We start from the raw sequence: 20,661 nt of genomic DNA on the forward strand, positions 1-20,661 counted from the left end.
TTGCGCTTACCGGGCCTACAATGGTGGTCAGTCCCGTAGGCCGGATAAGCCCCCCGCGTCGCCATCCGGCAAAACCTAACGTATTACTTAAGACCGGTTTTTTGCTTCATCGCCGCCATTACCGCCGGTTTATCCGCCAGATAATGGTTCAGACCGTTGGCGCGCAGATTACAGGCCGCGCAGTGACCACAACCGTCACCTTTGATGCCGTTATAGCAGGTCAGCGTTTCTTCGCGTACCAGGTCCAGCTTGCCCCAGTAATCGGCCAGCGCCCAGGTTTCGGCTTTATCGATCCACATCAACGGAGTTTCAAAGCGGATATCTTTTGCCATCCCCAGGCTCACGGCATGGTTCAGGGCCTTGACGAACTCATCGCGACAGTCCGGATATCCAGAGAAGTCGGTTTCGCAAACGCCGGTAATGATCGCCTCCGCTTGCACCTGATACGCGTAAATCGCCGCCAGCGTTAAAAACAGAATATTGCGCCCGGGCACAAAGGTATTGGGAATGCCGTTCGCATCCGGTTCGTAATCCGGCACCGGAATGTTATCGCGGGTCAGGCTGCTGACGGCCAGTTCGCTAAGCAGCGTGACATCAAGCACTTTGTGCGCACGCGCGCCGAGTTTTAAGGCCAGATCACGTGCGACATCAATCTCAGCGCGATGACGCTGACCATAATTAAAGGTCACGCAGTGCACTTCATCATATTGATGTAGCGCTTGCGCCAGACAGGTCGTGGAGTCCTGACCTCCACTGAATACAACAACGGCACGTTTCATGGCTTTTCCTGACAGATAACGAAACCCATATGGTAGCGCCTGGACGTGGTGTCCACCAGCTTCTTCATGCTGAAGGGGGCGGTAACCAGGCTTCGGTGAACTCAAACCAGCCGCGAGGATTCAGACGCACGCCGTTCACGCCCGGTGGCGCGCTAATACGATAGTGATAATTGAACAGCGGAGTCAGCGTGGCGTCGTGCATCAGCGTGGCGAACACTTGCTGTAACGCTGCGTGACGATCTTCTTCATTGGCCTGGACTTGCAGGGCATCCAGAGTGGTCTGCAAATGTGTGTATTCAGGGGCATTCAAGACATGTGACCAGAGTTGATCGCAGCGTAACCACTGTTCGAGGGTATATTCAGGCGCTTCGCCAATCAGCCTGTCACCCATCATCAGGTCGGCCTGCGCTAAAGGATGATTACCGTCCCAGTTTTTTGCATTATGAAATATAAGCGTTAATTCACAGCCGAGTAGCGCCAGCGCCTGGCGAAGCTGTTCAGCCATGGCATGTAGTTCAACCGGCAGGTGATATGCCAGCGTCAGTTTTTCCGGTAGCGCTACCTCGTTCAACTCATCCCATTGCGGGATCGTCCATCCAGGCAGCAGCGCATTGCTCGGGGTTATCAGGTTTTCATCTACCTCCAGCGTTTGGAGCAGGGAAGAGCGATGGATAATGTTGACCAGTCGGCGGGCCTGCAGGGTATTCAGACGTGCGCTTTTTCTGAGCGTGAGATAGCAAAAACCGAGGCTTATACCGCTGCTCACCGGGCTTAACATGGGCAGCTCTTCGGGTTTACCAATTGCAATTTGCACCGGGTGGCGACAGCTGGTGCCCAAATCCTGGGAGAAAAGCTGCGGGGTTATCCAGTATTCAATGGCTTTCAGGAGTGGATGACTCAGGTGGTAGTGATCGTGACTCTCGATACGCACCAGCTCAGGGGTAAACAGCGTCAACCGGAACGGGCCGGTACCCACAAACGGGTGCTCAGGATGCGCCAAATGGCTGCTGTAGCTTGCCAGACGATGCGCTAGCCAGAAGTCGGGACGATGCAGAATAAAGGTCAGACACTGGGGATGCGTCACCTCAATGCGCTTTACGCTGATAAACAGCTTATTCAGCGCGGGTAGTTCTAACAGCTTCAGCAACTGCTGATGTAGCTGTGTGCTGCTGACCGCATCGCCGTTATGCCAGTACAGGGTGGAGCGAATATAGAAATCCCAACGCAGGCCGTCGGCGGAGATATTCCAGTGGTGAGCTAAATCACCGCAGGGGCGTTGCGTATGCGTGTCAAACCGGGTCAGGCCAGAAAATACCTGCCCGGCGAGATGTTGCTCTGCGCGGCCAGGGAGAAATCCGGGGTGCAAAGGGTCAAGTTGACGGTAATAGGGGATACGCAGGGTTGGCGTGTCGTTTTGCCACTGACCGCCCATAAATGGCTGTAGCAGGGCTCTTAATTCACCCGGCGCCAGTTGGGCCAGCTCCAGCACGTTAAGCTGTTCCCCCTTTTGCAGCGCCTGCTCCATCATGGTATTACGTAGCGATTCTGGCGTAACCAAAAAACATAGCTGCCCGCGTTTACCCCGCCCTGACTGGGCGTGCCACTCCAGCCAGCCTGCATCCTGCGCTTGTTTTAACAGGGTTCGCACGTGGCGCTCGCTGCAAAAACAGCGCTCAGCCAGTTCGCCCACGGTCACAGACTGTGGTTCGCCGTTCGACGGTTGCCACAGGCGTTGGTATTGATTCAGTCGGTTCAATAGTCGCATATAAACCCGGAACAATTCATTTTATCTATTCACTATTACTTCCGTATATCTCAGGTGATACTGAATCACAAGTTAACCGCCTCACAGTGTGGAGAAAGAGATGGCTCGTCTGGCTGCATTTGATATGGATGGCACCCTTTTGATGCCGAATCACCATTTAGGTGATGAAACGCTTTCAACGCTGGCGCGCCTGCGTGAACGTGATATCACTCTGACATTTGCCACCGGTCGTCATGTGCTGGAGATGCGCCATATTCTGGGTTCCATTTCGCTGGACGCCTTTTTGATCACCGGTAACGGTACGCGTATTCACACGATCGAGGGTGATGTGCTGCACCGCCAGGATCTGGATCCGAATGTTGCGGATACTGTGTTGCACCAGAAGTGGGACACCACGGCCAGCATGCATGTCTTTAATGACAACGGTTGGTTCACCGGACAAGAAATTCCAGCGCTGCTTCAGGCGCATGTGTATAGCGGATTTCGTTATCAGATCGTGGATGTGAAACGTATTCCTGCCCACCAGGTCACGAAGATCTGTTTCTGCGGCGATCATGACACACTGATCCGTCTGCGCATTCAACTCAATGAGGCGCTGGGTGAGCAGGCGAATCTCTGTTTCTCCGCAGTTGATTGCCTCGAGGTACTGCCGCTGGGTTGTAATAAAGGTTCTGCGCTGGCGGTATTAAGCAACCACTTAGGTTATTCAATGGCTGAGTGTATGGCGTTTGGCGATGCCATGAACGATCGCGAAATGTTAGGCAGCGTAGGGCGCGGCCTGATTATGGGTAACGCGATGCCGCAACTGATTGCTGAACTGCCTCATCTATCGGTGATTGGGCATTGCCGCAATCAGGCAGTATCACACTTTTTGACGCATTGGCTGGACAATCCGCATCTACCTTATTCCCCCGAATGAGAGATCCCTTCCAGCAAGCCAGACTTCGCGTCTGGCTTTTTTTTGTCTGATTAGTGGGTATTCAGGAGTTGTACCAGCTCCGCTTTCCACGGCGTTAAATCACCGATGTGCGTGTCGACCCACTGCGGGTTGTAATAGGTTTCCAGATAACGTTCGCCGCTGTCGCACAGCAGCGTCACCAGCGATCCCGCTTCTCCTGCGTCGCGCATACGGGCGGCAAGTTGTAATGCTCCCCACATGTTGGTACCGGTTGAGGCACCAACTTTACGGCCCAGCTGTGTTTCCAGCCAGTGCGCGGTAGCCACGCTTGCGGCATCCGGCACGCGCAGCATTTCATCGACCACATCAGGAATAAAAGACGGTTCTACGCGTGGGCGACCGATACCTTCGATTTTGCTACCTACCGGGCTGCGTAATGTTGCATCGCGATTTTGCCAGAAGGGCAGAAAGACCGAGTTTTCCGGATCCACCACCATCAAACGAGTATCGTAGCCCTGACAACGAATATAGCGGCCAATGGTTGCCGAGGTGCCGCCGGTTCCGGCGCTCATTACGATATGCCGGGGAACAGGATTGGGCTCGCATTGCATCTGACGAAAGATACTGTCGGCAATATTGTTGTTACCACGCCAGTCGGTGGCACGCTCTGCGTAAGTGAACTGATCCATGTAATGGCCGTTCAGCTCACGAGCCAATTGTTCAGAAGCCGCATAAATTTCGCAGGCGCTTTCCACAAAATGACAACGCCCACCGTAAAACTCAATCTGTTCAATTTTACGTTTCGCAGTACACGAAGGCATAACGGCGATAAACGGTAAGCCTAACAGACGGGCGAAATAAGCTTCGGAGACCGCCGTTGAGCCGGATGATGACTCGATGATTGTGGTGCCTTCTTTGATCCAGCCATTGCACAGTCCATACAGAAACAGTGAGCGCGCCAGACGATGTTTCAGGCTCCCGGTCGGATGTGTGCTCTCATCTTTTAAATAGAGCTGAATGCCCGGAAACGCCGGGAGCGACAGACGAATGAGATGCGTATCCGCAGAACGCTGATAATCCGCGTTGATTTCATTGATGGCGTTTTTAACCCAGGAGCTATTCATCATTAAAAGATATCCATTTGTCATTTTGTGCCCAGAATAGCGAAAAGCACGGAAAAAATTGTTGCCATTTAGCCTTTAAAATAGAATGTAAGGAGAAAATTCTTCTCTGTGGAGTGGATATGTTAGACAAAATTGACCGTAAGCTGCTCGGCTTACTGCAACAGGACTGCACCCTTTCTTTGCAGGCGTTAGCAGATGCCGTTAATCTGACGACCACCCCTTGCTGGAAACGCCTCAAACGGCTTGAAGATGATGGTATCCTGCTGGGGCGAGTCGCCCTGCTGGATCCCGAAAAACTGGGGTTGGGCTTAACCGCGTTTGTGTTGATCAAAACTCAGCACCACAGCAGCGAATGGTATTGCCGCTTTGTCACCGAAGTCACCGGAATGCCGGAAGTTCTGGGATTCTGGCGTATGGCAGGGGAGTATGACTACCTGATGCGGGTCCAGGTCGCCGATATGAAAAGCTACGATGAATTTTATAAGCGCCTGGTGAACAGCGTGCCGGGCCTGTCTGATGTTACCTCCAGCTTTGCGATGGAACAGATTAAATACACAACTGCTCTACCGATTGAATAATTCTTCCGGCGCTCATTGCCGGAAATCTTGTCAGGACATAACGCGTGCGATTATTTGCTCAATTAAGCTGGTACTTCCGCCGGGAGTGGCGTCGCTACCTCGGGGCAGTGGCCTTGCTTATCATCATCGCTATCCTTCAGCTTATTCCGCCGAAAGTGGTCGGGATCATTGTGGATGGCGTGACGACTCAACGCTTCACCACCGAGCGGCTGCTGATGTGGGTGGGGACAATTGCCCTGATTGCCGTGGTGGTTTATTTGCTGCGCTATGTCTGGCGCGTGCTGCTGTTTGGCGCATCTTACCAACTGGCGGTTGAGTTGCGGGAAGATTATTACCGTCAGTTGAGTCGCCAGCATCCTGAATTTTATCTGCGTCACCGTACGGGCGATCTTATGGCGCGTGCCACCAACGATGTCGATCGGGTGGTGTTTGCCGCTGGCGAAGGCGTGCTGACGCTGGTGGATTCGCTGGTGATGGGATGTGCGGTGCTGATCGTGATGTCTACGCAGATAAGCTGGCAACTGACGCTTATTGCGCTACTGCCGATGCCGGTGATGGCGTTAATGATCAAACGTTACGGTGATCGACTCCATCACCGTTTTAAGCTGGCGCAGGCGGCGTTCTCCAGCCTCAACGATCGTACTCAGGAAAGTCTGACCAGTATTCGTATGATCAAGGCTTTTGGCCTGGAGGATCGGCAGTCAGCGTTATTTGCCGCAGATGCTGAAGACACCGGTAAGAAAAACCTGCGCGTGGCGCGCATTGACGCCCGCTTTGATCCCACGATTTATATCGCCATTGGGATGGCTAACTTGCTGGCGATTGCCGGGGGAAGCTGGATGGTGGTGCACGGTTCGCTGACGCTCGGCCAACTGACCAGCTTTATGATGTATCTCGGACTAATGATTTGGCCGATGCTGGCGCTGGCCTGGATGTTTAACATCGTCGAACGTGGCAGCGCCGCGTATAGCCGAATTCGCGCCATGCTGGCTGAAGCGCCGGTGGTGGATGACGGTACTGAACCGGTGCCGGAAGGACGCGGCGAGCTGGCGGTGGCGATTCGCGAGTTTTGCTACCCACAAACCACCCACCCGGCGCTGGAAAATGTGAATTTCCAGCTTAAACCTGGACAGATGCTGGGCATCTGTGGTCCGACTGGCGCGGGAAAAAGTACGGTGCTGTCGCTGATCCAGCGTCATTTTGATATCACCCAGGGCGATGTGCGCTTTCATGATATCCCGTTAACGCGCTTACAGCTGGATAGCTGGCGCAGCCGACTGGCGGTGGTTAGCCAGACGCCATTCCTGTTTTCAGATACCGTCGCCAATAACATCGCCTTAGGACGCCCGCAGGCCACGCAGGAAGAGATCGAACATGTGGCGCGCCTTGCCAGCGTTCATGAGGATATTTTACGTCTTCCTCAGGGCTATGACACCGAGGTGGGTGAACGCGGGGTGATGCTGTCCGGTGGGCAAAAACAGCGAATCTCTATTGCCCGTGCGCTGCTGTTGAACGCTGAAATTCTGATTCTGGATGATGCGCTGTCGGCAGTAGATGGTCGTACCGAGCATCAGATCCTGCATAACCTGCGCCAGTGGGGCGAAGGCAGAACCGTGATTATCAGCGCTCACCGTTTATCGGCTTTGACGGAAGCCAGCGAGATTATCGTGATGCAGCATGGGCATATTGCTCAGCGCGGTGAACATGAATCGTTAGTGCAGCAGCCTGGCTGGTATCGCGATATGTACCGTTATCAGCAGCTGGAAGCGGCGCTGTCCGATGCGCCAGAGATAAACGGGGAGGCGGCTAATGCGTAGTTTTGGGCAACTATGGCCGACCCTGAAAAGGCTGCTGAAGTACGGTTCGCCATGGCGAAAACCGCTGGCGATTGCGGTAGTCATGCTGTGGGTGGCGGCTGCGGCGGAAGTCAGCGGCCCGCTGCTGATTAGCTATTTTATCGATAACATGGTGGCGAAAAACAACCTGCCGCTGGCGATGGTCGCCGGGCTGGTTGCGGCGTATGTGGGATTGCAACTGCTGGCGGCGGGTCTGCATTATGCGCAGTCACTGTTATTTAATCAGGCGGCGGTTGGCGTGGTGCAACAGTTGCGCACTGATGTCATGGACGCTGCGCTGCGCCAGCCGCTCAGCGCCTTTGATACTCAGCCCGTCGGGCAGCTTATCTCACGTGTGACCAATGACACGGAAGTGATTCGTGACCTGTATGTGACGGTTGTGGCAACGGTTCTGCGCAGTGCGGCCTTGATCGGCGCGATGCTGGTGGCGATGTTCAGCCTGGAGTGGCGCATGGCGCTGGTCGCGATGATCATTTTCCCGGCGGTGCTGGTGGTGATGGTGATTTATCAACGTTACAGCACCCCGATTGTGCGCCGGGTGCGCGCTTATCTGGCGGATATTAACGATGGGTTTAACGAAGTCATCAACGGCATGAGTGTTATCCAACAGTTCCGCCAGCAGGCGCGATTTGGCGAAAGAATGGGCGAGGCCAGCCGTTCGCACTATATGGCGCGGATGCAGACCCTACGCCTGGATGGCTTTTTGCTGCGTCCGCTGCTTAGCCTTTTCTCGGAGCTGATCCTCTGCGGTTTATTGATGCTGTTCAGCTTTACCTCTGGCAGCTCCATCGAGGTTGGTGTGCTGTATGCGTTTATTAGCTATCTCGGGCGGTTGAACGAGCCGCTTATCGAGCTGACAACCCAGCAGTCAATGCTGCAGCAGGCGGTTGTCGCTGGTGAGCGAGTGTTCGAACTGATGGACGGGCCTCGTCAGCGCTATGGTGAAGACGATCGCCCGCTCAAAAGCGGAGACATTGAGGTGGATAACGTTTCATTTGCCTATCGTGACGACAATCTGGTGCTGCAAAACATCAGTCTGTCCGTGCCTTCGCGTAGCTTTGTGGCCCTGGTCGGGCACACCGGCAGCGGCAAAAGTACGCTGGCAAGTCTGCTGATGGGGTACTACCCGCTGACGCAGGGGGAAATCCGCCTTGATGGGAGACCGCTGTCTTCGCTGAGCCACGGTGTATTACGTCAGGGCATCGCGATGGTGCAGCAGGATCCGGTGGTGATGGCGGATACCTTCCTGGCAAATGTCACGCTGGGCCGCGATATTTCAGAAGCACGGGTATGGCAGGCGCTGGAGACCGTGCAACTGGCAGAACTGGCGCGCGGCCTGAGCGAGGGGATTCATACCCGGCTGGGCGAGCAGGGCAATAATCTCTCCGTTGGGCAAAAACAGCTGCTGGCGCTGGCGCGAGTGTTGGTTGAAACGCCGCAGGTACTGATCCTCGACGAAGCCACGGCCAGTATTGACTCCGGCACGGAACAGGCGATTCAGCAAGCGCTGGCGGCGGTACGGGAACACACCACGCTGGTGGTGATTGCGCATCGCTTATCGACGATTGTCGATGCGGACACCATTCTGGTGCTGCACCGTGGACAGGCGGTTGAGCGAGGTACGCACCAGCAATTACTGGCGGCACAAGGCCGTTACTGGCAGATGTATCAACTGCAGCTGGCGGGCGAAGAGCTGGCAGCCAGTACGCAAGAGGATTCCATTATTGCCTGATAGCTGAGACCAACCCGGTATCGTAGGCCGGACGGCAATCAACAATCTGGTGCAAAAATGTAACGCACTATGCACCGTTATAGTGCGTTTTTTCTTTTTCTTCCCCAACACCCCTCGGTTAGCCCGAACCATCCTGCCATTTTCATTCCTGGCACACCCCTTGCAGTATTCATCTGGTGTATCTGCAGCCACTACTGAATTCTGACTGGAGGGGATCTATGAAGCTGGTTACCGTGGTAATCAAACCGTTCAAACTGGAAGACGTCCGCGAAGCCTTGTCGTCTATTGGTATTCAGGGGCTGACCGTCACCGAAGTGAAGGGGTTTGGCCGACAGAAAGGTCATGCCGAGCTGTACCGTGGGGCTGAATATAGCGTCAATTTTTTGCCCAAGGTGAAGATTGATGTGGCGATTGCCGATGACCAACTGGATGAAGTGATCGATGTCATCAGCAAGGCGGCCTACACCGGAAAAATTGGCGACGGCAAAATCTTTGTCGCCGAGCTGCAACGCGTGATTCGTATTCGTACCGGCGAAACTGACGAAGCCGCACTGTAACGTCTGGCACACAGTGATAGGAAACCAAAAAATGAAGATAGCAACGATGAAAACAGGTATTGCTTCACTGGCGCTGTTGCCGGGACTGGCGATGGCGGCACCGGCGGTCGCGGACAAAGCGGATAACGCTTTTATGATGATCTGTACCGCGCTGGTGCTGTTTATGACCATTCCTGGCATTGCGCTGTTTTACGGCGGTTTGATTCGCGGTAAGAACGTGTTGTCGATGCTGACTCAGGTGACGGTGACATTTGCCCTGGTCTGTATTTTATGGGTGGTTTATGGCTACTCACTGGCCTTTGGCGAAGGGAATAATTTCTTCGGCAACTTCAACTGGGTATTGCTGAAGAACATCGCGTTGACGGCGGTCACGGGGAGCTTCTACCAGTACATTCACGTTGCTTTTCAGGGCTCTTTCGCCTGTATCACCGTTGGGCTTATCGTTGGGGCGCTGGCTGAGCGTATTCGCTTCTCGGCGGTACTGATTTTTGTGGTGGTGTGGTTAACGCTGTCTTACATCCCAATAGCCCATATGGTCTGGGGCGGCGGTTTGCTGGCTTCTCACGGCGCACTGGATTTTGCCGGCGGGACGGTTGTACATATCAACGCGGCGATTGCCGGTCTGGTGGGCGCTTATCTGATTGGCAAACGCGTCGGTTTTGGTAAAGAAGCCTTTAAACCGCATAACCTGCCGATGGTCTTCACCGGCACCGCCATTCTCTACATTGGCTGGTTTGGCTTTAACGCCGGTTCTGCGGGCACGGCGAATGAAATTGCTGCGCTGGCTTTCGTCAATACCGTGGTCGCCACCGCTGCCGCCATCCTCGGGTGGATCTTCGGGGAATGGGCGCTGCGCGGGAAGCCGTCTTTACTGGGGGCCTGTTCTGGGGCCGTTGCGGGTCTGGTTGGCGTCACGCCTGCCTGTGGCTATATCGGTGTCGGCGGGGCGTTGATTATTGGCGTGGTAGCCGGTCTGGCGGGGCTGTGGGGAGTGACGATGCTCAAGCGTTTTCTGCGCGTGGACGATCCGTGTGACGTGTTTGGTGTTCATGGCGTATGCGGCATTGTCGGCTGTATCCTGACCGGGGTTTTTGCCGCCAGCTCGCTGGGGGGCGTGGGGTTTGCTGAGGGCGTGACCATGGGGCATCAGTTACTGGTGCAACTGGAAAGTGTGGCGATTACCATCGTCTGGTCCGGAGTGGTGGCCTTCATTGGTTATAAGCTGGCGGATATGACGGTGGGTCTGCGCGTACCAGAAGAGCAGGAACGCGAAGGTCTGGATGTGAACAGTCACGGCGAGAACGCCTACAACGCCTGATTTCTCAATATGCCGGATGGCACTAACGTTTATCCGGCCTACAACGATGTAGTCTGTAGGCCGGATAAGGCATCAATTGCGATTACGCATTACCCCTTCCTGTACGGTAGAAGCGACCAGCACGCCATCCTGGGTATAGAATTCCCCGCGCACAAAGCCCCTGGCACCGGAGGCGGAAGTACTTTCGACGTTATACAGCAGCCATTCATTGATATTGAACGGACGATGGAACCACATTGAGTGGTCAATGGTGGCGATCTGAATCCCTTTTTCCAGGAAACCAATCCCGTACGGTTGCAACGCGACGGGCAGGAAGTTCAGGTCAGAGGCATAACCCAGAAGATACTGATGGACGCGCAGATCGTCTTGCAACTGACCGTTGGCGCGGATCCATACCTGACGGGTCGGAGGTGCGACGTGACCTTTTAAGGGGTTATGAAACTCTACCGGGCGGACTTCTAACGGACGGTCGTTGATAAACTTTTCTTTCAATAGTGGCGGCAGAAGATGCGCCACTGAGCGTGCAATTTCTGTTTCTGATTTCAGCTCATCGGGACCCGGCGCATCTGGCATCGTTTTCTGATGTTCAAATCCGTCTTCCGGTGCCTGAAAGGAGGCGGTCATGTAAAAAATGGGTTTGCCGTTTTGGATTGCGGCAACGCGGCGCGCGCTGAAGCTGTTACCATCACGCAGGACTTCTACATCATAAATGATGGGTTTTTGGCTATCGCCGGGGCGTAAAAAGTAGCTGTGAAAGGAGTGCACCAGACGTTCTTCCGGGACAGTTTCTTTCGCGGCATATAGCGCCTGACCGACAACCTGTCCGCCAAAAACCTGACGTAATCCTAAGTCTTCACTTTGGCCGCGAAAGAGTCCTTCTTCTATTTTTTCCAGATTTAACAATGTCAGCAAATTTTTCAGTGCCAGACTCATACGTGCTCTCCAGGTGATATCGATGTCGCGCGAGGTAGGCAGAGTATAACGCAATTTTGAAAGTGGTCCGATGGGTGCAATTGTCTGAATTACGGGCCTATTACAGGCAAAAACAGCTGTCTTGTGCCACACTTAATCACGTTATGTTTTTGTTAACCACTCTTCTGGCGAGGAAAGTTCTCGCTGGTGCATAGATGATAAGGAGAATTTAATGAAACTCGTGCACATGGTAAGTGGTTTAGCGGTTGCAGTCTCTCTGGCAGCCTGCGCCGATAAAAGTGCAGATATTCAGACACCTGCGCCAAGCCCTAATACGTCAATTTCTGACACACAGTCTAAAATTCAGCAGCCCAATGTCTCTGGTACGGTATGGATCCGCCAGAAAGTGGCCCTGCCACCGGATGCGGTGCTGACCGTCACGCTGTCGGATGCGTCGCTGGCCGATGCGCCGTCAAAAGTGCTGTCGCAAAAAGCGGTGCGTACTGAAGGTAAGCAAGCGCCATTCAGCTTCGTATTACCGTTTAACCCGGCAGATATTCAGCCCAACGCGCGTATTCTGCTGAGTGCGGCAATTACGGTGAATGGCAAACTGGTCTTTATTACCGATACCGTTCAGACGGTTATCAATCAGGGCGGGACGAAAGCCGACCTGACTTTGGTTCCCGTGCAGCAGACCGCAGTCCCGCTTAATGCTGGCGGCGGCGCAACCACCACGGTGCCTTCGACCTCACCAACCCAGGTGACCCCGTCTTCTGCCGTTCCTGCACCCACGCAGTATTAAGGCAGTCGTAACCCTCTCCATGAGGAGAGGGTTAGTACACCCAGCGATAGCGCTGTAAATCGATTTGCCCACTGCCGGAAACGACAATGCCTTCTGCCAGCAACGCCTGACGTTGTCGTTGCAGATCGGGGCCGGTCAGTGAAATAGCACCGTGGCGATTGACGACCCGATGCCAGGGCAGGGAACTACCTTCGGGGAGACGCTTAAGCACGCCGCCCACCTGGCGCGCAGCGCGCGGCGATCCGGCAAGTCTGGCGACATCGCCATAGGTGGTGACGAATCCTTCGGGGATTGACGCGACAATTTGCCAGACGCGTTGGGGGAAAGTGTCTTGTATATCCATCATTTATTCCTGCGCTAATCCTTCAGCATAATCCTGAATGGCGAGTGAGTGAAGCCGCATTGCGCAAGAAAACAGCATCCGATGCTGGATGGGTTGCATTTACAGGGTACAGCAGTGATAATGCGCCTGCGCGTTGGTTAACAACGCTCTCAATGGGGGCTCTGTTGGTTCTCCCGCAACACTACTCTGTTTACCAGGTCAGGTCCGGAAGGAAGCAGCCAAGGCAGATGACGTGTGTGCCGGGATGTAGCTGGCAGGGCCCCCACCCAATTCTGCCGTCCGGCAATTTCCTTTCTGTTTATCTTCTTTTCTTTGTCACCGTATCGTCATTTTATTGTCATCAAATGCTGTCAATGTGTTTCGGGGATGTTGTTTGACGCTTTTACCGTCGCCGATCACAAGGATTTTTTACAATGTCGACTGCTGTACTGAATGTCAAAATTGATGAAGCGCTGAAAGAAAAACTTCGTCATTACGCCGAAGTGCATAATGAAAATTTAAGTGTCGCGACGGAAAAGCTGCTGCTGATAGCATTTTCCGCCGTTGAAGAGGCGGGAGTCTCCGCTGAGGATATCGACAGCCAGCATACTGAAGAATCCGTCGTTGACGCACTGACTCCTAAAGAAATCAAAGCATTGCGCAGATTACTGAAGAAGAAAAAATGAAACAACAATCGCTCTCAACCGCCTGTAATTACGGTGAAGCCTGTGAATTGCTGCGTTCCGGCTATGTGAAACATGTTCGCCTGAGCTGGAATGTCGGCAGCGATGAGTTCTTCCGTATTGCTTCCGACTGGTGTGATGCCGGGGCAAAAATTAAGAAGGACGGTGAGAATTTTGTGATTTCCCTGAAAGGTTGTCCGGTTCCTCCGCAGCTGTAATATTGCCCGGACTTCCTTGTCCGTTACGGCATACAAGGGCGAGTCCTTTGGCTCGTCGCTTAAATTATTTTGCGCATTTTCCCGCTGCTGGCCTGCAAACGCAGGTTTTCCCAAATGGGTTGCAACACCCTGAAGGCGGCGCGTGCTGTATCATCCGGCAATGTGAAGGGCATGCGCAAAAAACGATCGAATGCGCCATCGAGGCCGAAGCGCGTACCGGTTCCTAACTGAATCCCCACGCTTTCGGCGCGCGTGGCAAAGAGCGTCGCCAGCGTATCGGGCAGTTCGACCCAGAAAGAGAGTCCTCCTTGTGGTTGGGTAAACTGCCATTCCGGGAAATGTGTATGCATCAGACTGGAACACAGGTCGCGCTGCGATGTCAGCAACCGTCTTCTGTCAGGCAGAAAGCGCTCAGCGTTATCCAACAACCAACGGGTGGCGAGTTGTTCAAGTACCGGAGAGCCTAAATCGAAAGTGTCGCGGGTTTGTACCAGGGCGGCAATTGTTCGTGACGAAGCCCGAATCCAACCCAAACGTAATCCTCCCCAAAAGCTTTTCCCTGCCGAACCCAGTAAAATGATTGGGGCATCGCGATTGAACGCGGCAAGCGGTGGTGGGGGTGGGGCGTCGTACCACAGGTTCACCATCGTCTCATCGACTACCAACGTGGTACGCGTTCTTTCGGCAATATCTGCGACAACCTGGCGTGTTGCGGCGTCCATGCAGCGCCCGGTCGGGTTATGAAAGTCTGGCATCAGATAGGCCATTCTGGGCGCCGTTTGCGCGATAGTGGCGACCAGACCCGCCGTATCCCAACCCTGCCCGGGTAGCGACACGCCAACGGGTCGACAGGATGCGCCCTGAATAGCGGCAATCGCCAGCGGATAAGTGGGGTGATCAACGACGACGCGATCGCCAGGACCTGTCAGCAAACGCAGGATCAGCGCCAGACCGCTGACCGCGCCATTCACTACCATTATTTCATCGGGCTGCGTGGGGAGTCCGCGCTCACAATAATGCCGGGCGATGGATTCGCGCAAAGCTGCCAGCCCCTGCGGCAGATACCCGGAACTCAGCAGATGCTGCGGCATCGCGAACAACGCTTGCTGATAAGCCTGATGAATTTCGGGACCGGCACTGAGCGCTGCCGTGGACAAATCAAGCGCAGTGCCAGCGCTGGTTCGCGTTGGCACATGGCGAATGTGTTCCGGCAGAATAACCCGTGAACCGCTCCCATGACGGCTCTCCAGATAGCCTTCCTCACGCAGTTGCGCCATAGCACTGGCAACGGTGGTTCGGCTCACTTCCAGAACGGCAGCGAGTTCACGCTCGCCAGGCAAGCGGCTATCCAGCGCCAGACGACCATCGAGAATCAATAGACGTAGCGCTTCTGCCAACTGTCGCCAGATGGGCGTTCGCGAAGCGCTTTCCTGCCAGTGGCCGAGCAGGCGCTGCAAAGACTGACTTCCATAACGGCGAGATGACATAGCAGTCCACTTTTTGAAAACTGGACATTAATCATAGTGCCAATTACGGGGAAGATGAAAGCTATCTGAGAGTGAGAGGGAAAAAGCATGCTGCGTCGTTTACTTCAGCTGTATATCGGGCTGGCGCTGTACGGTGTGTCGACGGCCATGTTTGTTCGTGCCGATTTAGGGGCCGATCCGTGGAACGTATTTCACCTGGGCGTGGCCAATTTACTGTCGATGAATATCGGCGTGGTGATTATTGTCGTAGGCGTGTTGGTGCTGCTGGCGTGGATACCGCTACGCCAGCGTCCCGGATTTGGCACCCTGAGCAATGTCATTATGATTGGGCTGGCTGCAGATGCCGCGCTGGTGGTGATCCCGGGATTTGAATCCCTGCTGGCGCGCAGCGGCCTGCTGGTGATGGCGGTGATACTGAATGCATTAGCCACCAGTTTATACATTGGCGCTGGTTTTGGCGCGGGCCCACGGGACGGTCTGATGACCGGTATTCACGCACGTACCGGATGGCCAGTACGACGCATTCGCACCGCAATCGAAGTGTCAGTGTTGCTTATCGGCTGGCTGCTGGGGGGGACCGTGGGGGTTGGCACGGTGTTGTATGCGCTGGCTATTGGGCCGTTAATTCAGATTTGCCTGCCGTGGTTTCGCCATCAGCCACAGTCGCGCATTCGTGTCAGGAGTGAGTCTGGGGCACGATCGTCCGCTGGCGACTAAACTTAACCTCGACTGACGCGGCCAGAATCGGCTTGCCGCGCAGTAAACTTCGGAGGTTTTTCTCATGAAGTATGTTGATGGTTTTGTGGTTGCCGTACCCGCTGAAAATAAGGAGGCGTACATTGCGATGGCGGCAAAAGCAGCTCCGCTTTTCAAGGAGTTCGGCGCATTACGCGTGGTGGAGTGCTGGGCTGATGATGTCCCCGACGGCAAATTGACCGATTTTCGCATGGCAGTGAAAGCGCAGGATCATGAAGAGGTGGTATTCAGCTGGATTGAATACCCATCCAAAGAGGTCCGCGATGCGGCGAATCAGAAGATGATGTCCGATCCCCGTATGAAGGAATTCGGTGAATCTATGCCATTTGATGGCAAGCGAATGATCTACGGTGGATTTGCGCCCATTATGGACGAGTGATGTGACTGGCTGTGCGGCGTGCCGCCAGCCATCTCAACATCAACAGCCCTGTTAAAGCCGTTTTTCAGCCCACAGAATAAATTCCGCTTTTGGCAGTGCCTTACTGTAAAGCCAGCCCTGACCATACTGCACGCCATGTTGTCGTAGCCAGGCTTCCTGATTTTCAGTTTCGATACCTTCTGCCACCATTTCCAGCTTCAGCGTTTTGGCAATCTCAATGATATGCGGCGTCACGTTGTTGTACTCCAGGGCATCAACAAAGGATTTATCTATCTTCAGGATGTCCACATCCAGATCCTGTAAATAGCTCAGGCTGGAATAGCCGGTACCAAAGTCATCGATGTATATTGAGTGTCCCGCCTGACGATATTTAGCAATAAACGGCGCGCTGTTTTTCGGATCGGCAAACTCGCGTTCGGTCAGTTCCAGCGCGATTTGCGCTGGCTTAAGCTGCCAGTGTTTTACCTTCTGGCCTAACAGAGCGGGAAGCGTTTCAGAAGCCAGATCGGCTGACTCAAGGTTAATGGAGATATGCTGATCCGGATGTTGACGCAGCCATTTTCCTAAATCGTCAAATACGCTTTCAATTATCAAACGCGTGAGGGGTTTTGTCAGTCCGGTCTCCTGCGCCATCGCGACAAAAATTTCGGGCGACAAATAGCTCCCATCGGCCTGCTGCCAACGGGCCAGCGCTTCTGCCCCGACCACTTTTCCCGTTGTGAGTGAGATAATCGGCTGGTAATGGACCTTGATATCCCGATTCTGGATGGCATCCTGCAACTGGTGATGGGGGGACTGTAAGCGGCGCAAAATGCGCAGAATAAAGGCGGCGGTAAGCAGGCCGATGATAATCCCTGCCGGGACCCAGATCAGGGCCTGTCGGTGCCAGGTTTTTTGTAAGGGTAGGGTAGATGCCCAGGTGACGATCGTGATGCCCAGTTCGGGGAAGGGGCGAGCATTAAAAATACTGCTACCTTTCTGAAAATGAGTGATCGAATGTTCTTGTTTCACGTGTTGCAAAACGTCTGATGGCAGCGCGGCGCTACTGGCAACCACCACGTTGCGTGCGGTGCCAATGATTGTGACTTCTATCGGCCATGAGCCAAACGGGATGACGTCAATAAAGGAGCCCGGATCGACCATCACAACATAATGCTCGCTACCTAAAGCTGCCATAAAACGCTTGATGCCCAAATCATTTTGCGTAGTAAGCCATGCGCGATATCCATCCGGCGTGACTTTCATTGCTGGTGGAAATGCGGCAGCCTGGCTGTTTTTTTCCAGAGATGAACATTGCGGAACATTGTCTTTGAGATACAGCACTTCCTGAATATAGCGATAGCTATATGACAAGCGACGCATTTCCAGCAGATGCTCGTCACTACAAGGCACACCCTGAAAGGATTCTATGTGGCGTAATGCTTTCCTGGCCTGCTCGCCGACGCGTTCCGTGCGCAATGCGACTCGTGTTGAGAACATATCGAGTTCATCGATAAATTTTGTTTCGACCTGACGATGTGCCAGCCACAAGCTTAAACCTACGGGCGCGAGAATAGAAAGAAACAGCACCCCGGTTACCAGGCTTATCAGATGTCGTGTTGTCACAATGATATCCTTATTAACACAGCGTAAGGAAAGTATATCTGAAAGCCGAAAAAGCTATTCGATTGGCATCATATATTTAGGGCCACTTATCATCCCGTTTGTTTGTCCGTAGCGTAAATCAGGTTGTGATTTAAACAAGAGTGATGTATTTTTATGGTTATGTTATAACGTAACAATTGAGGTTGCCATGAAACCGGATATCCATCCTTTTTATCGTACCGTGGTGTTTCACGATACCAGTGCCAATGAATATTTTAAGGTCGGTTCGACCATCAAAACCGAACGTGAGATTGAGTTCGAGGGGAAAACGTACCCGTATGTGACTCTCGATATCTCATCTAAGTCACATCCGTACTACACCGGAAAACAAAAGACCTTTGATAACGAAGGTAGCGCAGCGCGCTTCCAGAAACGTTTTGGTCATTTTATTGGCGCTAAGCGAGGTTAAAATGCAGGTACTCAATTCGCTTCGCAGCGCAAAACAGCGGCACCCTGACTGCCAGATAGTGAAACGCAAAGGGCGCTTGTATGTTATCTGTAAAACGAATCCGCGATTTAAAGCGGTACAGGGCCGTAAAAAAAGACGTTAGTTTCATTGCCAGCATTCAGGGATTAAAGTGCGTTTCCTTCACAGGGACGCACTTTTTTATGGTAACGGCGAAATTACTGGCTGGCCTGCGGGCGGGTGAGCGTAAACACATCGTAGAACGAGAGTTCGCCTTTACGTGAAATCATCTTTTGCAGCTGTGCTTTATGTTCGCTATCAACTGAAGGGGAGTGCAAAATAGAGTCGATGAGTGAGGAGGGAACAAAACGCGTGTTGTACCATTCACCGTTATAGCAAACTCTGAAATCGAGGACGTCGATGTCTTCATAGCGATAGCGCGGCGCCACGTCGAAAAAGAAAAAGCCGTTAAGTATGACAAACAGTACTACCAGCAGCCATACCGAATCGACCAGTGTTTCTGACTGTAGCATTACCGCCAGCGTAGCAAACCACGCCACATACATACCGATAAACAGCCCCGGATGTTTGCGAATAAAGCTGATGCTAAAGCGCGGTTTGTTGTCGCGCTTCTCGCGAATATTTAAGTCGTCGATTGTTTCGGTAAGCAGGCGCTGTATTTCTGTCATCTCTTGCCTTCGTGATATCTGCAAAATTCAGGAGGGATCGCCCTATTTTAAAAGGGGACACCTTCTGAAGAAAGTAACAGATTAACCACAATTTAGCATAACAGTTACATTTAAGATCACAGTGTTTTGATGATCCTCGCGGGATTACCGCCGACTACGCTGTTTGCCGGAACACTTTTCGTCACCACCGCGCCAGATGCTACAACGACATTATCTCCGAGCGTTACGCCTGGATTTATTACTGCACGTCCGCCTATCCAGACGTTGTTGCCAATAGTGACGGGTTTTCCCAGCTCCAGCCCGCTGTTGCGTTCGGTCGCATCCAGCGGATGCGTGGCTGTGTAGATATGGACGCCGGGTGCCAGCATGCAGTTATCGCCAATATGGATTGGACAGACATCAAGCATGACGCAGTCGAAGTTGGCGTAAAATTCTTTACCGAGGTAGATGTTATAACCGTAATCACAGCGGAAAGAGGGTTCAATATACGCGGCCTCGCTTTGGCCCAACAGATCATGCAGGATGGCCTGACGCTCACTTTTTGCGTCTGGCGCAGTAAGATTATAGCGATGGGTCAACTGACGAGCGCGTAGTCGGTCGTCGCGCAACGTTTCATCCGCCGGGCGATAGAGTTCACCGGCGATCATTTTCTGCTTTTCTTTACTCATTACGAATTCCCTGTGTACTGATGAACATTTCAGCACAGTAAAACGCAATGCAAATAAGGGGAACGTTCCCGTTGCTTCACTGTGATCGTAGTCACGTGATTTGAATTAAATAACCATTGTAAATGCGAAAATGGTCAGTCAGACAAATGTACCGCTATACCTGACTTAACCTTGAGAACAATTAGCGAATGAATTTCCAAACGGAAGTTGGAATCTTGTCGTAGAGCTTATTCATGGTCAATTCAGCAAGGCGGTGATCCGCTGCTGAGTAAAATACAGCCAGTTCGTTGTCGGACAATTCATATTTATTTTTTTCAATAACGCGCTCAAGCGTGTCAATTGTCTGGCAGCGTCGCAGGCGCATCAAATAATCTGTTTTAGTTAATGGTTTATCAGACATAACTCTTACCTATGATTGTAATAATTTTTAACAAGACAAACTAACAGGATTAGCCCTGGTGGCATTGACAAAACAGCGAAACAGTCGATTACCTGATTTCCGCCATTTCTGCAGATCCTGCGTATTAATACCATAACTGCTGAACAACATAAAAGTGTCATCCAGGTATTCATCTATCTGCGCAATCAGCTTATTGTCCTCATTGTACTTAATTTTATAATTAAGTGCGAAGGTTGCAATATGCTCTATCAGTTCATTGAGCTGTAAGCTGGTTGCAGAGGTAGGGTCGTTAACCCAGCCATGGTTACTTTGTTCAAGGTTTGCAAGACAGTCATGATACAGAGTTTCGCAGAGAAATTTAAGCTGCGCGATATCATGTCTTTTGGGTGAGTATTCATCCATAACGCATCCCCTTCTTCGTGGCTTAAACTAACCGAACACCTTCGGGATGGATACAACAAACTACCTGGAACTTGCCCGCGACTCCTGATGATTTAACTATAATCTACTCTAAAAAAGATTTCATCGCCATATCACGAAAAATTACAATTATGCAAAATTATGATGTAGCGTCATTTTTACATTTTAACAGATAAATGCAGTTATTCGAAATCGGACAAATTCTTTATTCTTCGGGCAATCATCAGGTTATCTTGATTAGCTATAGCAACAACAGGCAACAACCGAC

The 20,661-nt window shown here is 52.7% G+C and carries 23 protein-coding genes, 1 other RNA gene and 1 pseudogene; 14 read left to right on the forward strand and 11 right to left on the reverse strand.

The window, feature by feature from the left end; genetic code table 11:
• Positions 1 to 83 precede the first annotated feature (83 nt).
• The gene (gene queC, locus FDX11_RS16535) at positions 84 to 779 is read right to left on the reverse strand and encodes a 7-cyano-7-deazaguanine synthase QueC (protein WP_137398249.1); all 696 of its coding nucleotides are present in this window, start codon (positions 777 to 779) and stop codon (positions 84 to 86) included.
• Between the two features lie 64 nt (positions 780 to 843).
• The gene (locus FDX11_RS16540) at positions 844 to 2,544 is read right to left on the reverse strand and encodes an SgrR family transcriptional regulator (RefSeq protein ID WP_137398250.1); all 1,701 of its coding nucleotides are present in this window, start codon (positions 2,542 to 2,544) and stop codon (positions 844 to 846) included.
• Between the two features lie 100 nt (positions 2,545 to 2,644).
• Here FDX11_RS16540 and cof point away from each other — a divergent pair, with 100 nt between their 5' ends.
• Positions 2,645 to 3,463 (forward strand): HMP-PP phosphatase, encoded by an 819-nt coding sequence (gene cof, locus FDX11_RS16545; protein WP_137398251.1) that lies wholly within the window; start codon positions 2,645 to 2,647, stop codon positions 3,461 to 3,463.
• A 50-nt stretch (positions 3,464 to 3,513) separates the two neighbouring features.
• On the opposite strand, the gene FDX11_RS16550 is transcribed toward cof, so the two are convergent.
• Positions 3,514 to 4,569: a PLP-dependent cysteine synthase family protein gene (locus FDX11_RS16550; protein WP_249360745.1), complete on the reverse strand. Its 1,056-nt coding sequence runs from the start codon at positions 4,567 to 4,569 to the stop codon at positions 3,514 to 3,516.
• Between the two features lie 116 nt (positions 4,570 to 4,685).
• Between FDX11_RS16550 and decR the strand changes: the two genes are divergently transcribed.
• The 5 genes from decR to amtB all read left to right on the forward strand — a co-directional run bounded on the left by decR (position 4,686) and on the right by amtB (position 10,607).
• Positions 4,686 to 5,144 carry a DNA-binding transcriptional regulator DecR gene (decR, locus tag FDX11_RS16555; RefSeq protein ID WP_003831023.1) on the forward strand — a complete coding sequence of 153 codons (459 nt, stop codon included), beginning with the start codon at positions 4,686 to 4,688 and terminating at the stop codon, positions 5,142 to 5,144.
• 44 nt (positions 5,145 to 5,188) lie between these two features.
• Complete coding sequence (locus FDX11_RS16560; RefSeq protein WP_061381564.1) at positions 5,189 to 6,961, forward strand: SmdA family multidrug ABC transporter permease/ATP-binding protein; 1,773 nt, start codon at positions 5,189 to 5,191, stop codon at positions 6,959 to 6,961.
• Positions 6,954 to 8,732 (forward strand): SmdB family multidrug efflux ABC transporter permease/ATP-binding protein, encoded by a 1,779-nt coding sequence (locus FDX11_RS16565; RefSeq protein WP_137398252.1) that lies wholly within the window; start codon positions 6,954 to 6,956, stop codon positions 8,730 to 8,732. The genes FDX11_RS16560 and FDX11_RS16565 overlap by 8 nt, the downstream gene beginning before the upstream one ends.
• 218 nt (positions 8,733 to 8,950) lie before the next feature.
• Entirely contained in the window at positions 8,951 to 9,289 is a 339-nt protein-coding gene (gene glnK / locus FDX11_RS16575; RefSeq protein ID WP_006685697.1) for a P-II family nitrogen regulator, read from the forward strand.
• A 31-nt stretch (positions 9,290 to 9,320) separates the two neighbouring features.
• Positions 9,321 to 10,607 carry an ammonium transporter AmtB gene (gene amtB / locus FDX11_RS16580; RefSeq protein WP_061381566.1) on the forward strand — a complete coding sequence of 429 codons (1,287 nt, stop codon included), beginning with the start codon at positions 9,321 to 9,323 and terminating at the stop codon, positions 10,605 to 10,607.
• 72 nt (positions 10,608 to 10,679) lie between these two features.
• Here the strand turns inward: amtB and tesB are convergent, their stop codons facing one another.
• Complete coding sequence (gene tesB, locus FDX11_RS16585) at positions 10,680 to 11,540, reverse strand: acyl-CoA thioesterase II (protein WP_042310080.1); 861 nt, start codon at positions 11,538 to 11,540, stop codon at positions 10,680 to 10,682.
• Positions 11,541 to 11,751: 211 nt separating this feature from the next.
• Here tesB and FDX11_RS16590 point away from each other — a divergent pair, with 211 nt between their 5' ends.
• Complete coding sequence (locus tag FDX11_RS16590) at positions 11,752 to 12,321, forward strand: YbaY family lipoprotein (RefSeq protein WP_042310078.1); 570 nt, start codon at positions 11,752 to 11,754, stop codon at positions 12,319 to 12,321.
• A gap of 31 nt (positions 12,322 to 12,352) precedes the next feature.
• On the opposite strand, the pseudogene FDX11_RS16595 reads toward FDX11_RS16590, so the two are convergent.
• A pseudogene (locus tag FDX11_RS16595) lies at positions 12,353 to 12,742 on the reverse strand (MGMT family protein).
• A gap of 84 nt (positions 12,743 to 12,826) precedes the next feature.
• On the opposite strand from FDX11_RS16595, the gene ffs reads away from it, so the two are divergent.
• From ffs to FDX11_RS16610, 3 genes are all read left to right on the forward strand, one after another.
• Positions 12,827 to 12,923: signal recognition particle sRNA small type (ffs, locus tag FDX11_RS16600), an RNA gene on the forward strand.
• 154 nt (positions 12,924 to 13,077) lie between these two features.
• Positions 13,078 to 13,329, forward strand: a complete 252-nt coding sequence (locus FDX11_RS16605; RefSeq protein ID WP_038638313.1) for a hypothetical protein — start codon at positions 13,078 to 13,080, stop codon at positions 13,327 to 13,329.
• Positions 13,326 to 13,544: a hypothetical protein gene (locus FDX11_RS16610; protein WP_137398253.1), complete on the forward strand. Its 219-nt coding sequence runs from the start codon at positions 13,326 to 13,328 to the stop codon at positions 13,542 to 13,544. The genes FDX11_RS16605 and FDX11_RS16610 overlap by 4 nt, the downstream gene beginning before the upstream one ends.
• A 59-nt stretch (positions 13,545 to 13,603) precedes the next feature.
• Here FDX11_RS16610 and FDX11_RS16615 read toward each other — a convergent pair whose 3' ends face one another.
• The gene (locus FDX11_RS16615) at positions 13,604 to 15,031 is read right to left on the reverse strand and encodes a PLP-dependent aminotransferase family protein (protein ID WP_137398254.1); all 1,428 of its coding nucleotides are present in this window, start codon (positions 15,029 to 15,031) and stop codon (positions 13,604 to 13,606) included.
• A gap of 87 nt (positions 15,032 to 15,118) precedes the next feature.
• On the opposite strand from FDX11_RS16615, the gene FDX11_RS16620 reads away from it, so the two are divergent.
• Entirely contained in the window at positions 15,119 to 15,748 is a 630-nt protein-coding gene (locus FDX11_RS16620; RefSeq protein ID WP_042310061.1) for a YitT family protein, read from the forward strand.
• Positions 15,749 to 15,812: 64 nt separating this feature from the next.
• Positions 15,813 to 16,166 (forward strand): DUF1428 domain-containing protein, encoded by a 354-nt coding sequence (locus FDX11_RS16625; protein WP_042310059.1) that lies wholly within the window; start codon positions 15,813 to 15,815, stop codon positions 16,164 to 16,166.
• 51 nt (positions 16,167 to 16,217) lie between these two features.
• Here FDX11_RS16625 and FDX11_RS16630 read toward each other — a convergent pair whose 3' ends face one another.
• On the reverse strand, positions 16,218 to 17,771 hold the full coding sequence (locus tag FDX11_RS16630) for an EAL domain-containing protein (RefSeq protein ID WP_042310056.1): 1,554 nt from the start codon (positions 17,769 to 17,771) through the stop codon (positions 16,218 to 16,220).
• Positions 17,772 to 17,958: 187 nt separating this feature from the next.
• On the opposite strand from FDX11_RS16630, the gene FDX11_RS16635 reads away from it, so the two are divergent.
• Both FDX11_RS16635 and ykgO read left to right on the forward strand, forming a co-directional pair.
• Positions 17,959 to 18,219, forward strand: a complete 261-nt coding sequence (locus FDX11_RS16635) for a type B 50S ribosomal protein L31 (RefSeq protein WP_038638331.1) — start codon at positions 17,959 to 17,961, stop codon at positions 18,217 to 18,219.
• Position 18,220: 1 nt separating this feature from the next.
• Positions 18,221 to 18,361, forward strand: coding sequence for a type B 50S ribosomal protein L36 (ykgO, locus tag FDX11_RS16640; RefSeq protein WP_005125190.1), 141 nt, complete (start codon positions 18,221 to 18,223; stop codon positions 18,359 to 18,361).
• A 73-nt stretch (positions 18,362 to 18,434) separates the two neighbouring features.
• Here ykgO and FDX11_RS16645 read toward each other — a convergent pair whose 3' ends face one another.
• The 4 genes from FDX11_RS16645 to tomB form a co-directional block, all read right to left on the reverse strand.
• Entirely contained in the window at positions 18,435 to 18,905 is a 471-nt protein-coding gene (locus FDX11_RS16645; protein WP_042310054.1) for a YlaC family protein, read from the reverse strand.
• 116 nt (positions 18,906 to 19,021) lie between these two features.
• Entirely contained in the window at positions 19,022 to 19,573 is a 552-nt protein-coding gene (gene maa, locus FDX11_RS16650; protein ID WP_137348990.1) for a maltose O-acetyltransferase, read from the reverse strand.
• A gap of 181 nt (positions 19,574 to 19,754) precedes the next feature.
• Positions 19,755 to 19,973, reverse strand: a complete 219-nt coding sequence (locus tag FDX11_RS16655) for an HHA domain-containing protein (RefSeq protein WP_002892050.1) — start codon at positions 19,971 to 19,973, stop codon at positions 19,755 to 19,757.
• 27 nt (positions 19,974 to 20,000) lie between these two features.
• The gene (tomB, locus tag FDX11_RS16660; protein ID WP_003021733.1) at positions 20,001 to 20,375 is read right to left on the reverse strand and encodes an Hha toxicity modulator TomB; all 375 of its coding nucleotides are present in this window, start codon (positions 20,373 to 20,375) and stop codon (positions 20,001 to 20,003) included.
• Positions 20,376 to 20,661: the final 286 nt, after the last annotated feature.

The organism is Citrobacter sp. wls714, from assembly GCF_005281025.1.
Lineage (GTDB): Bacteria > Pseudomonadota > Gammaproteobacteria > Enterobacterales > Enterobacteriaceae > Citrobacter > Citrobacter werkmanii.